Source organism: Clostridium sp. LXY-7, from assembly GCF_056172015.1.
In genome coordinates this window covers 329,715-342,482 of sequence record NZ_JBLLJL010000004.1, presented here as the reverse complement: position 1 = coordinate 342,482, position 12,768 = coordinate 329,715, and the positions used below count along the sequence as shown (strand labels likewise).

At 28.6% G+C, this 12,768-nt stretch carries 12 protein-coding genes; 3 read left to right on the top strand and 9 right to left on the bottom strand.

Annotation, left to right across the window (positions count from 1 at the left end):
- Positions 1-2 precede the first annotated feature (2 nt).
- Together ACI48Q_RS14805 and vanT are read left to right on the top strand one after the other, a co-directional pair.
- The gene (locus ACI48Q_RS14805) at positions 3-233 is read left to right on the top strand and encodes an acyltransferase family protein (protein WP_474919889.1); all 231 of its coding nucleotides are present in this window, start codon (positions 3-5) and stop codon (positions 231-233) included.
- Between the two features lie 121 nt (positions 234-354).
- The gene (gene vanT, locus ACI48Q_RS14800) at positions 355-1,467 is read left to right on the top strand and encodes a serine racemase VanT catalytic subunit (RefSeq protein ID WP_474919888.1); all 1,113 of its coding nucleotides are present in this window, start codon (positions 355-357) and stop codon (positions 1,465-1,467) included.
- Positions 1,468-2,028: 561 nt separating this feature from the next.
- On the opposite strand, the gene ACI48Q_RS14795 is transcribed toward vanT, so the two are convergent.
- Positions 2,029-3,321 (bottom strand): tetratricopeptide repeat protein, encoded by a 1,293-nt coding sequence (locus ACI48Q_RS14795; RefSeq protein ID WP_474919887.1) that lies wholly within the window; start codon positions 3,319-3,321, stop codon positions 2,029-2,031.
- 189 nt (positions 3,322-3,510) lie between these two features.
- On the opposite strand from ACI48Q_RS14795, the gene ACI48Q_RS14790 reads away from it, so the two are divergent.
- Positions 3,511-3,690, top strand: a complete 180-nt coding sequence (locus tag ACI48Q_RS14790) for a hypothetical protein (RefSeq protein ID WP_474919886.1) — start codon at positions 3,511-3,513, stop codon at positions 3,688-3,690.
- Between the two features lie 352 nt (positions 3,691-4,042).
- On the opposite strand, the gene ACI48Q_RS14785 is transcribed toward ACI48Q_RS14790, so the two are convergent.
- The 8 genes from ACI48Q_RS14785 to ACI48Q_RS14750 form a co-directional block, all read right to left on the bottom strand.
- A complete protein-coding gene (locus ACI48Q_RS14785; RefSeq protein ID WP_474919885.1) occupies positions 4,043-5,230 on the bottom strand; it encodes a hypothetical protein in 1,188 nt (395 codons plus the stop codon).
- Between the two features lie 835 nt (positions 5,231-6,065).
- A complete protein-coding gene (locus tag ACI48Q_RS14780) occupies positions 6,066-7,745 on the bottom strand; it encodes an ABC transporter ATP-binding protein (protein ID WP_474919884.1) in 1,680 nt (559 codons plus the stop codon).
- Positions 7,746-7,917: 172 nt separating this feature from the next.
- Positions 7,918-8,949: an ArsR/SmtB family transcription factor gene (locus ACI48Q_RS14775; protein WP_474919883.1), complete on the bottom strand. Its 1,032-nt coding sequence runs from the start codon at positions 8,947-8,949 to the stop codon at positions 7,918-7,920.
- A gap of 443 nt (positions 8,950-9,392) precedes the next feature.
- Positions 9,393-9,818 carry a DUF6608 family protein gene (locus ACI48Q_RS14770; protein WP_474919882.1) on the bottom strand — a complete coding sequence of 142 codons (426 nt, stop codon included), beginning with the start codon at positions 9,816-9,818 and terminating at the stop codon, positions 9,393-9,395.
- Complete coding sequence (locus tag ACI48Q_RS14765; RefSeq protein ID WP_474919881.1) at positions 9,815-10,285, bottom strand: LytTR family DNA-binding domain-containing protein; 471 nt, start codon at positions 10,283-10,285, stop codon at positions 9,815-9,817. Before ACI48Q_RS14765 ends, ACI48Q_RS14770 begins: the two co-directional genes overlap by 4 nt.
- Before the next feature lie 122 nt (positions 10,286-10,407).
- A complete protein-coding gene (locus tag ACI48Q_RS14760; RefSeq protein WP_474919880.1) occupies positions 10,408-11,109 on the bottom strand; it encodes a hypothetical protein in 702 nt (233 codons plus the stop codon).
- A 250-nt stretch (positions 11,110-11,359) separates the two neighbouring features.
- The gene (locus ACI48Q_RS14755; RefSeq protein ID WP_474919879.1) at positions 11,360-12,520 is read right to left on the bottom strand and encodes an ArsA family ATPase; all 1,161 of its coding nucleotides are present in this window, start codon (positions 12,518-12,520) and stop codon (positions 11,360-11,362) included.
- A 16-nt stretch (positions 12,521-12,536) separates the two neighbouring features.
- Positions 12,537-12,761 carry a hypothetical protein gene (locus ACI48Q_RS14750; RefSeq protein ID WP_474919878.1) on the bottom strand — a complete coding sequence of 75 codons (225 nt, stop codon included), beginning with the start codon at positions 12,759-12,761 and terminating at the stop codon, positions 12,537-12,539.
- Between the last annotated feature and the right edge of the window lie 7 nt (positions 12,762-12,768).

Here is a 12,768-nt window from a genome sequence, read left to right as displayed (position 1 = left end):
ATATGAAATACAAAAAACAATATATAGGTATTAATTATTTTAAAATAATAGCAGCATTTTTAGTAATAGCCATTCACGCATCGCCATTTACTTCCTTTAACGGAAACTTAAATTTTATTTTTACTAGAATATGGGCACGATTGGCAGTTCCATTTTTCTTCATGATAACAGGCTATTTTGTTTTACCTCAATGCTTAAAAGAAAAACATGAGGATATAAAGCTGAAAAAATAACAGGACTCACTTGGCTAATTGTTGATAATAGTTTTATGCACTACATGGTGGTTTTAGGTTTAACAACTGTTTTTTCCTATTTCTCTGCAAAACTCGTAAACATACAAAGGAGAAGAAACAAATGAATAGAGCATGGATAGAAATAAACTTAAAGGCTTTAGAGCATAACATAAAAAGTATTCAAAGCACTATACCAGACCAATGCAACATTATGGCAGTCATAAAAGCAAATGCTTATGGCCATGGAGATATTCAAATTGCTCAATATTTAAATCGAATGGGAATAAATACTTTTGCCGTTGCTACGTTAGCTGAAGGCATCCGTTTGAGAAGCAATGGTATAAAAGGAGATATATCCATATTAGGATATACTCATATAGAATATTTTAAAGATATTGTAGATTATAGTTTGATACAAACTGTGGTGGATGCTGATTATGCCAAACAGTTGAATGCTTTTGGTGAAAAAGTTATGGTGCATGTGAAGATAGATACAGGAATGCACCGTCTCGGCTTAGATTTTCAAGATATAGATGCAATAAAAGAACTTTTTGAATTCGAAAATTTGGACATTAGAGGTATTTACTCTCATTTATGTGTATCTGATAGTTTATTAGATACAGATATCAATTTTACGAACCAACAAATAAAGTGTTTTTATAAGGTAAAAGAATTTTTAAATAAGCAGGGATACCATAATGTAAAAACACATTTGCAATCTAGTTATGGGCTTTTGAATTACCAAGAGATTAGCTGCGATTATGTAAGACCAGGCATTATTCTTTACGGCATTCAAAGTAGTCTAAACATTAAAACAAAAATTTCCCTTAACTTAAAACCTGTACTTGCTCTTAAAGCTAGAATTGCATCTATTCACGAAATAGATGCAGGAGAAAGCGTTGGATATGAAAGAAATTTTCGAGCTATAGATAAAAGAACTATAGCTACTGTCACCATTGGTTATGCTGATGGAATACCAAGAAGTTTAACTGGACAAAAAACTATTTTGAAAGGGAAATTTGCAAAGATCATTGGGAACATTTGTATGGATCAGCTCATGATTGATATAACTAATATAAAAGACGTAAAGCAGGGGGATATAGTCACATTTATAGGGCAGGAAAAAGGACTCACTGTTTCAGCCGAGGAAATGGCATATCATGATAACACAATAACCAACGAATTATTAAGCAGATTGGGAACAAGACTTGAGAAGATATACTGCAATGAATAAAGACATTTAGGAAAGAAAAAATATAAATAAAATGTGAAGGATTTTATTTAGTGAAGTGCGACCTGCGGTCGCAGAGAAGTGTGCCCGAGGCACAGAGATGTTTTTGCTTGGGTAAAATCTTTTTCTTTGACGAAGTCAACCATAAAACTTACCTCTCTCTTTCAAATATGTGTCTTATTCATATATGAATTAACCTAATAAAAAACAGTACCCACTTTAATCTAGGGTACTGTTTTTTATGTGTTATTGTGTATTTTATGAATATTCTTAAGTAGATTAAATTAACATTTTTATTCGTTATAATTTCTCCTTCTATTTTAAAATATCCTCTAATTCCACTCCACTAAATAAATTTTTTAACTAATATAACCACATTTTTAAAATTCTCTCTCCAAAGGCATACATCTTCTTTAAAGGAGGTATTTTAAATGGCTGTTTCTAAAATCTTAAACTATGCTGTTCTTAGCTTTGAGGTACAAAATGGCACTGATAAAGCTGGAGCTCATGTGGTCTGACCCCATAGAATAAAGTAAAAACAGTTTTTTCTTGTTCAAGGATAAGCTATATTAAAAAATCTAATAATGCCTGTATACTTTCTAAATCCTTTTTAGAATTATAATAGGATATTAAATGTAAATTTATTTCATTATTTTTAGGTAATAATTCAAGTGAAATAAATTCTAGAATTTGATTTTTTAATATATTAATTTCTTCTTCATTACCCTCTTCAACTAACAGTGCTAGATATTCCTTTAGACATACTTCAACGCTATACATACTTCTAATGCTTTTATATAATTTAATTGAAGTATTAAAATATTCCTTTGCTGCTCCAAAATCTTTAACTACTACATATGCATGTCCTAATTCTTTATATAAATTAGGTAAAATATATGGAACTTCTCCCTCTGTAAGCTTATTTAATTCATTAGCTATTTTAGAAATATATAATTTTACATTGTCAATATTATTAATTGTTACATATATATCTAGCATATTCCCTAAAACCATTAGCTTATTCTCAATATCATCATCAGCTAAAGACTCCACTAATTTTTCATCTATTTCAAGAGCTTCATTATAGAGCTTTGAATAACTTAAGCAGCTAGACTTCATCGAATTAATTTTAAATTTTTCATCCTCTGATAATCCTTTACAATTTGTTTCTATAAAATCAATTTCCTCTAAAGCTGTTTTATACTCTTTTATATGAATATAGCATATTACTTTGTTATAATATACTTTACAGATTAAATTATCAGGAACATTCTCTTTATAAACTAAGGCTGAATTATTAAATTCTAAGGCTTCTTTATACCTAGATAATAAGATGCAAACAACCCCTAATTTTTTAAATAACTTAAACAAATCAATCTCATCAAAGAATCCTCTGTGATTTTCAAGGGCTTTTATATAATATTTATAGCTCTTATTATACTCATAGGTATCTTTATATATATCTGCTATTCTTTCATATATAGTAAGAGCTTTATTGTCTGTATCATACTTCATTAAAAAGCCTTCAATTTCATTTAATTTTTCTTCAAATTCATCAGTTATTTTATGGCAATTAAGTAATTCCTCCATATATACATCTGCAATTTTTAAAGCTTGAACTTTTATATCTTCTAATAAATAAGAAGGTTCTATAGTAAAATCTATATTTCTTTCCTTGAAAATTTTATTAATATTATTTGCAATTATATTTGCTACCTGATATGTGATTCTACACTTATCGTTTTCAATGATACTTATAAGTTCACGAGTTATTTCTCCTCCTGTTATATCACTTTGGTTTATTTTTAGCTCTTTTCTAATACTCCTTAATTTTTCTCCTGGCGATAAAAGTTTCATAGAACACACTCCTTTAACACTCTCTTTAAAAACCCCATAAATACATTCTATATATTACAATATATAGTAAATTAAAAGAAAAGTAAATATCTGTATTTACATAAAATACTACATATGATACAATTTTATGTAAGTAATGTTTAATATTACATATTTACAATATGATTTTATTTTAGGAGGATTTTTAATATGAAGAAAATAATGAGTCTTTTCTTAGCTACAGTATTAATTGGTGGTGCTTTAACCCTTCCTACAGCTTTCAGAGATAAAACGTCTACTAGTAGATTCAATGACATAAATGGTGACACAAATTATATTACAGCTGACCAAATAATACCAGGGCCTACGAGTCTTAAACTTAAATGCTAATTACTTATTTATTGGTTAATAGAATCTGACTCCATAAAATAAACTTGAAACAGCTTCTTCTTGCTCACAAGGATATATTCCTAACTAAAAGTAGTTCTCTAATTTCTAAATACAGTGCATAGCACATCGAAAACAAGTAACTAAATTTGATTTTAAATAAAAAATCTCCTGTTATAACCTAACAGGGGGTTTTTTGCTCATGTAATTTGAAAGTAAAAATAGTTTTTTCTTGTTCAAGAAAAAGCTATATTAAAAAATATAATAGTGCCTGTATACTTTCTACATCATTTTTAGAATTATAATAGGAAATTAAATGTAAATTTACTTCATTATTTTTAGGTAGAAGCTCTAGTTAAATAAATTCTAGGATTTGATTTTTTAATATATTAATTTCTTCTTTATTGCCCTCTTCAATTAGCAGTTCTAGATATTCCTTTATGCATATTTGAATGTCATACGTACTTCTAATGCTTTTATACAACTTAATTGAAGTATTAAAATATTCTTTTGCTGCTCCAAAATCCTTAACTAATACAGATGCATGTCCTAATTCTTTATATAATTTAGGTAAAAAATATGGCACAGCTCCCTCTGTGAGCTTGCTTAATTCATTAAATGTTTTAGAAATATATAATTTTACATTGTCAATATCATTAAGTGTTACATATATATCTAGCATATTTACCAGAACCAATAACTTATTTTCGATATTATCATCACCTAAAGAATCTACTAATTTTTTATCTATTTCAAGAGCTTCCTTATAGAGTTTTAAATAACTTAAGCAGCTTGCCTTTAGCGAATTAATTTTGAAGTTCTCATTAGCTGATAAGCCCTTACAGTTTGTTTCTATAAAATCAATTTCCTCTAAAGCTCTTTTATACTCTTCCAGGTGAAAATAGCATAATGCTTTATTACAATATACCTTACAGGTTAAATCATCAGGAGCATTCTCTTTATAAACTAAAGCTGAATTATTAAATTCTAAGGCTTCTTTATACCTAGATAATAAGATGCAAATAACCCCTAATTTTTTAAATAACCTAAACAAATCAATTTCACTAGAGAACCCTCTATGATGATTTTCAAGGGCTTTTATATAATATTTATAGCTTTTATTATACTCATAGGTATCTATATATATATCTGCTATTCTTTCATATATAGTAAGAGCTTTATCATCTGTATCATACTTTATTAAAAATTCTTCAATTTCACTTAGTTTTTCTTCAAACTCAACAGTTATTCTATGGCAATTAAGTAATTCCTCTAAATATCCATCTGCAATTTTTAAAGCTTGAACCTTTATATCTTCTAATAAATAAGAAGACTCTATAATAAAATCTATATTTCTTTCCTTGCAGATTTTATTAATACTATTAGCAATTATATTTGCTACTTGATAGGTAATTCTACACTTATCATTTTCAATTATACTTACAAGCTCACGAGTTATTTCTCCCCCTGTTATATCACTTTGCTTTATTTTTAACTCTTTTCTAATGCTTCTTAATTTTTCTCCTGGCGATAAAAGTTTCATAAGACGCACTCCTTTAACACACTAAATAAAAATTATGTAAATATTTCACTTTATATTGTAAATATATAATAACATTAATATTAAGTAAATACGTTCGTTTATGTAAAATAATATAATGTTATTTTATAAAATATTTAATACTTTGTCTTAAGGAATATGATTTTAGGAGGATTTTTAATATAAAATCAAAGAAAATAATGAACCTTTTCTTGTTCACGAGGATATATTTCTAACTAAAAGCGGCTCTCTAACTTCTAAATACAATGCACAGCACACCGAAAGACAAGTTACTAAGTTTGACCTTAACTAAAATAAAAACAAGGTAATTGACTGTAATATGGTCATTACCTTGTTTTTATCCAATCACAAATTAGTTTATCATTCATCTTTTAATATTCTATAAGAAACTCTGTCTTTCATCCTTCCGCCATGTCTCCTTCTCTACAAACACAGTGAGCACTTCTCCGTCAACTCGGTTGACTCCTTCTCTGTGAGCCTCGCGAGCCCTTCCCCGCCAACTCCAGTTGGCTCCTTCTCTGTGAATGAAATGAACAATTCACTGCGAACATCGTGAGCACTTCTCTGTCAACTCAGTTGATTCCTTCTCTATGAGCCTCACGAACCCTTCCCCGCCAACTCCAGTTGGCTCCTTCTCTGTGAATGAAGTGAACTATTCACTGCGAACATCGTGAGCGCTTCTCTGTCAACTCAGTTGACTCCTTCTCTATGAGCCTCACGAACCCTTCCCCGCCAACTCCAATTGGCTCCTTCTCTGTGAATGAAGTGAACAATTCACTGCGAACATCGTGAGCACTTCATTAGAATTTACACATCTTTATAGTTTATAAAAACTATAAAAACTCTCCTTCTTCTCTACTAACTCTTTAAAGCTTCCCTGCTCAATTATACATCCATTTTCCATATATATTATTTCATCATATAGGCTTAGTAAATCTTCACTCATTTTATGGGTGATTGTGATTAAGGTTAAATCCTTAATATTTAGTAGCTTACTTTCTATATCATAAGCTGTTTGCATATCTATAGCTGAAGTACCTTCATCAAGTACAAGAAGTGGTGTTTCTTGAATTAAGGCTCTGGCAATTGCAATCCTTTGTCTTTGTCCACCAGAAAGATTACTGCCATTTTCACCTACTAAAGAATTTAATCCATTAGTTGATTCCTGTATAAATTTATTTGCACCACTTAAACTGAGCACAGCATTTATCTTCTCCTGTGAAAATTCCTTATATAAACAAATATTATCTTTTATAGTTTTATCAAACATGTACACATTTTGATGTATGATTGAAATCATCTTGTTTAACTTCTCTATATCTAAATTTTTAATGCTATTTCCATCAAATTTTATATCTCCAGTAAAATCTGAATAATATCCAAGCATTAGCTTTATTAAAGTAGATTTGCCACAGCCACTTCCTCCTACTATGGTATACTTCTTATTTTTATCTATTTTTAGATTTACCTTATTAATAATAGACTTCTCCTTATCATAACTAAAATACAAGTCTGAAATCTCTAAACTATTACTAAACTCTGGTTTATCCTTACCTATAAAATCAACATCTTTATAATTTGAAAAATTATCAATTCTTTCAATTATAGGTTTAATGCTACTAATCTTTGGAATGCTACTCATTATCATTATTACAGGTTGTACAAAAGTTCCTGAAAGCTGAACAATGGCAATGAGCATACCAATGGTTAAGTTACCTTTTATAACTAAATATGATGATAAAAATATGGCTACAAATTGTGTTCCCATACCTAACATTTGAGATAAGGATTCATTTATGACAAATAACTTATCAGTTTGAAATTTTGCATCTGCTAAATTATTATTTTCTTTTTGAAATTCTTCAGTTATAGCTCCCTTTAAATTATATGATCTAATAACATCATAGCCCAAAAATATGTCCTTAATTTTAGAGGTAAAAAAGGCTAATCTATTTGAAAGTTCTAACTGTTTACTTTCTAAGGCCTTACCAAAAATACTTGGCACTATAAAAATTAATAACATGCTTATAAATAAACCCAATGTAACCAATGGACTTAAGTATAGTAAAACAATAACTGTTACTATGAATATGACACTATATTGAAAAACTAAAAGTAACGGCACAATATAATTCTCCTCCACAAGCTTCATATCATTTGTAAGCACAGAAATATAATCTGCCGTATTTGTAGCTGTGAAATCCTTGTAATTACTTCTCAGTATCCCTGAAAACACCTTACTTTTTAACATCTTTAGTAAATTTCTAATAAACATTTTACTTAGAATATCATAGATGAAATATAAAAATCCCATTAGAATACCATACCCAATTGAGTATATTAGTATTTTTTTAAATCCATCCATATTTCCGCTAGTAACATAGTCAATAGTAGTTTGAATAAATAGTGATAGTACTACCATGGATATTGATGATATTACACTAAATATAACTGTTAATAGTAATAGTAGTTTATTTTTCTTAATGCACTCTTTCATGATAATTCTCCTAAACTATATTAATTTGTTCAAATGAATATCTAATATATTAGATATTCATTTGATTTTCCATACCATAATAATATAATATGTTTAGATATATGTCAAATAAATTATATGTATATCTAATTTAAGCACAAAAAAATCTCTCAGATATACTGAGAGACTCTATTTATAATAACGTGTTACTAAGCTCATCTATGAAATTTTTTAATCCAGATTCATTTAAATGATAATACACCTTACCCTGTTTCTTTTCCACTCTTACCATGCTATATTCCAGTAAAGACCCCATATGATATGAAACTGTAGCTGGAGTTAGCTTTAAAGCCTCAGCTATTTCCAAGCTATATTTAGGACCAGCCTTTAAAATCGATATTATCTCCAACTTACTTTTATCACCTAAAGCCTTTAATTTTAATACGAGCTCTCCCTTATTTCCCATGAAGCTAGCATGTTCTTTAGATATGAGCTCATATAATAGTCCCATAAAATATGAATTTTTAATTTCAAATAGTGAAGTTCCTAGTGATAAGGTGGGAATTAGAATACTTTTACAATCATTGTTTTTTATAATATTATTCATGACTTCACATTCATTTGAATTAACATATTTCAGAAAGCTATTCATTAGTTTATCTACTTGCTTTTCTATAGCTTTATAAGCTTCATTATAGGCAGCTTTATTATCCTCTATAATCTTAATTAAAGTTTTATAATACTTCTTAGGATCATCTAAAATAATCATTAACTTCCATTTAGTATTCTCCTTAAGGTCTAAATCCTTTAGGAACTCCATTATATTATTTAAGGTATCAATAGAATCCAAAGTATTATCTTCTTCAAATACATCATTATACACATCTAAAATCATAGCCTTAAGCTGTATATCTGTCACATCATCTAATGAATTCATTAGCTCTTCGTTATTAATAATAACAAAGGCAATTAGCATAAAAATTCCTATATCATCCTCTTCAAAGAAGAACATTTCACTTTCATCAATAACCTTATATTTATTAAAGGTATTTACATATTTATCAAGAATCTTAAAATTCTTCTTTATAAATAGCTCTCCATTAACCCCATTTTCATTAAGCTCTTCAATTGACAGCTTAATAAATTCCTCATAGTTATGGCTCATATAAATAAGGCTAACTATCTCACAAACAGGATTTAATTTATCAAGTATTTTAATATCCATATTCTTCACTCCCATGAATTAGTTGATAGCAATATAGATATTATATCATAAAAGTAAATTCTATCTATTATCCTTAGACATTTATATATTGCTATATTATTTCCCTTATATTTTCATAAACAAATTTATATATGTAAGTTGTAATTAAGTTTCTACATAATACAAATAGGCTTTTCTTTTATAAGCTATTTAAATTGAACTTCATATTATTACTGTGAATACCATTTGCAGGAATCTTAGATTTACTTAGTTTCTATGAAGGTAAAAAGCGTTAAGAAAGATAACTTGTTCGAGTGAAGCGAGTTGTTGTCTTTTAGTTTTTTACTTGAATAGAAACTTAGTAAATCAAGGTTTCGAAACGGTTGAACAGTAATAATATGAAGTTCAATTAATCTAATTTTATATTTAAGCTTATTTGTATTATGTAGTTTCATTATTACAATCTATATATTTCTATTTTTTATAAAATTTAATATTTCATTTTGTTTTTTTACTGCTCTTCTTTGATACCAATAAAAAAAACCTGAAACAACTATGTAAAAGGTAGTAAAACTAATAAAAACATCCTTATAACCATCAGGATTAATAGGCTCAAAAAAGCTTAGTGCCTTAACACTCAACAAAACTAATACCATTGCTATAGTATATTGCAATATAATCATTACAAGGGTAGATATTTTTTCAAACAAAGGATATAAGTATAAAGTAATAACAGCAATAAGTGTCCATAGAAAAGCTGAAGCGATATTAAAATAATCTTTACTTAACTCTCCTCTTATTATTGTTTCAATGATAACAATTCCTATAGTCACAAAGGTGTACGCTACGCAAAATTCAATAAAAAACTTTTTTAATTTCCCTATTTTCATTTACAATCTCCCATCATCAATTGTTTTTTTATTCTTTGAAGCCCCTCTTCAAAGCTTTTTTTATAATGTCTACTTACCAGCAATGCTTCTCCATTTTCTAAATGCGCCTTAATCCTCATATTGATTTCACTTGTCATATGATTAATTCTATAGATATTTATAATCACTGACTTTGATATACGTACAAATCCGTAATCTTTTAATTGTTCCTCAATTTCTAGTAGAGTATATGGCACCTTATATACCGCTTCTTTTAAATAGGCAAAGCTTAATTTATCTACTGTATCAAAGTAGTAAATTTCATTTATATCTAATACATATTTTTCTCCTTCTAAAACACCTGGAATATGTATACATTGATGATCAATAGCTTCTACTATCACTTGTACAGTATGATTCATTTCTCTATAATAAACTTCAACCCTATCCTCTGATAAATGCCTCTGATTATGCATGATAAGTTTCATAAATTCTCCTCAAATCCTAGCTAATATATTCTATATATATTGCAATTAAAATTCTACATTATACAAATAGGCTTTATTATAAAATATAGTTAATTATAACTGTTGCAATCTATATATTTACATTATAATATAAAAACTAAAATTATAAAAAGATAAGTAGCCCAAACACTTTTTTTATTAATTATAAAAATCCCTCCTGCAATAAACGCAAATCCTGTAATCCATAATCCTGCAACAATACCTTTAGTTAAATGTCCAAGCCCCCAAGTAAGCATGAGTCCTACTCCACCATAAGGTATCATTCTCTCATCAAACCATTTTTCACCTGCTCGTTGCATAAAAGCCAGTAGCAGCACAACTAGTCCTACTTCAGCTATATAGTAAATATTTTGAGTAATAGATACAATAAGTGCATTATCACCATATCTTTCTATAAATCTAGTATACTCATGAATAATTTGCAATGTACCAAGAGGCTTATCTACCATTCCTTCGAAAAAGGTCATCATAATGCCTCCTATGAAAGCTATTGCAAGATAAAGCCAAGTCTTAGAATTAAAAGTTAAGTTAAATAATTCCTCCATGACGCCTTTTCTCTTTATCCATACTACCATGATCATTATCAATGCTATCCACAATAAAGCCACCTCTATAGAATGGAAGGCTTTTACGTACCAAAATTCCATTATTGACTTATTTCTAAAAATAAGCCAATCTATGCCCATAGCAAACATATCAAACATTAAACCACCAAAGCATAATAATCCTAAACAGAAATAATCCCTTCCTGATAGCTCTTTACTTCCTTTATCTTTTCTTCTCATATACAATACTCCTTTTTTGTTTCTTTATTAATTGCATTATACTCTTGGAATATGCACTATGTCAGAAAAATCACCTTTAGTTACACTTTAAGTATTCTATGTTGCAAATAATCTATATATAATCTATTTCATTTCATAGCTATTACCTCCATATAAAGTTTTTCTAGTAACCCTATTTATTTCTCCGCATAAAAAATGCCTAGATAAAATCTAAGCATTTTAAATTATCCTCTTATTTAACACAAATTTGTTACTTGAAAAATATATTCAATTTTCCTTCTTCATACTTCGCACTTCTTATTTCTTTAGCTTGTAGCTTCTTTGGCAATATAATTGATCTTCTTTCATTCTTTATAGCTATAATTATTTCGTCTCCTCTTTGCGAAAGATTTAATTGATTTTTATCTACAAAAGGCATGCTTATACTAAATATATAGTTATTTTCATCCTTTTTTAATTCAAATATTTTTTCTGTGAAGAGAACTTCTTCTGGGTTAATATCTTCATATATTGTATTCCCAACTTCTTTTAATGTCTTATACTCTCTTAATTCATCACTCATCAAGGATAGTTTTAAAATTGGGATACCTTTAAAGCTTTCAGCTATTTCTTCTATTGCTTCTTTTTGAACAGTATCCCACTTTTCAAAGTAACCTTCCATGGATTCCTGCGGAAAAATTTTATTTATAATAACTGCATCCACATTATAATCAAAGAGATGAAGATAAGAGAAGCTTCTTTTTGCTTCTTTTATTACTATCCTTTCTGGAGTTGTAACTATTCTTAAGCTCACCTTTTCTTTATCTAACATCAACTTATGGAGCTCATCGACCTTTTCATACAGCTTTTCAATTTCATCAAAGGTATCATCTGTAGGCATAGGAATTTTTATTGTTGCTTCAACTATGGGCTTCGCAATTTTAGCTCCCTTTTTCTTAATTGGAAATATTTTCTCCATCCACCATTTAAAAGTATCTGGAAATTTCAATAATGACATTGTTTCACCTGTTGGCGCACAATCTACTATTAAAACCTCATATTTCCCTTCATCATGTATCTCCTTTATCTTTATCAGGGATAATAACTCTTCAAAACCTGGAAACACTAATAATTCTTCACTCTCAATATTCTCTTTAGCCTTAGCTAAGAGTATCTCTTTGAAATATCCTTTTAAATTTCCCCAAGTTTTTTCATTTTCAAACACTGTATCTATTTCCATTCCATAAAGATTATCAGCTATATTTACTGGTTCATTTTCTAATTTCATATTGAAAGAATCACTTAAGCTATGAGCTTGATCTGTGCTCATAATTAGTACTTTTTTCCCACAATCTGCTATTTTACAAGCAGTAGCTGCAGCAACGCTTGTTTTACCCACTCCACCTTTACCTGTATATAATATAATTCTCACATTTATCTCTCCCTTCCTATTGAAAATCCACTCCTACTTTTTTAACTTTTTTAATACCGCTCTCTCTTTTTTCTAAGGTCTCATCTTTTAATAATTCTAATGCCAAATCCTTTAATAAACTTAGTGTTTCTCCTTCCATATGACCTACTTTGCTTTTTAACTCCTCTGGCATTAATTCCTTCATTGCCTCATATTCCAATTTTTTCGCCTTTATCATTTTTTTCATAAATTCTTTATTCATAAAACCA

Excerpts from the sequence above, each read along its gene's own strand:
- ACI48Q_RS14805 (WP_474919889.1), top strand. The coding sequence starts at position 3 with ATGAAATACAAAAAACAATATATAGGTATTAATTATTTTAAAATAATA.
- vanT (WP_474919888.1), top strand. The coding sequence starts at position 355 with ATGAATAGAGCATGGATAGAAATAAACTTAAAGGCTTTAGAGCATAAC.
- ACI48Q_RS14795 (WP_474919887.1), bottom strand. The coding sequence starts at position 3,321 with ATGAAACTTTTATCGCCAGGAGAAAAATTAAGGAGTATTAGAAAAGAG.
- ACI48Q_RS14790 (WP_474919886.1), top strand. The coding sequence starts at position 3,511 with ATGAAGAAAATAATGAGTCTTTTCTTAGCTACAGTATTAATTGGTGGT.
- ACI48Q_RS14785 (WP_474919885.1), bottom strand. The coding sequence starts at position 5,230 with ATGAAACTTTTATCGCCAGGAGAAAAATTAAGAAGCATTAGAAAAGAG.
- ACI48Q_RS14780 (WP_474919884.1), bottom strand. The coding sequence starts at position 7,745 with ATGAAAGAGTGCATTAAGAAAAATAAACTACTATTACTATTAACAGTT.
- ACI48Q_RS14775 (WP_474919883.1), bottom strand. The coding sequence starts at position 8,949 with ATGGATATTAAAATACTTGATAAATTAAATCCTGTTTGTGAGATAGTT.
- ACI48Q_RS14770 (WP_474919882.1), bottom strand. The coding sequence starts at position 9,818 with ATGAAAATAGGGAAATTAAAAAAGTTTTTTATTGAATTTTGCGTAGCG.
- ACI48Q_RS14765 (WP_474919881.1), bottom strand. The coding sequence starts at position 10,285 with ATGAAACTTATCATGCATAATCAGAGGCATTTATCAGAGGATAGGGTT.
- ACI48Q_RS14760 (WP_474919880.1), bottom strand. The coding sequence starts at position 11,109 with ATGAGAAGAAAAGATAAAGGAAGTAAAGAGCTATCAGGAAGGGATTAT.
- ACI48Q_RS14750 (WP_474919878.1), bottom strand. The coding sequence starts at position 12,761 with ATGAATAAAGAATTTATGAAAAAAATGATAAAGGCGAAAAAATTGGAA.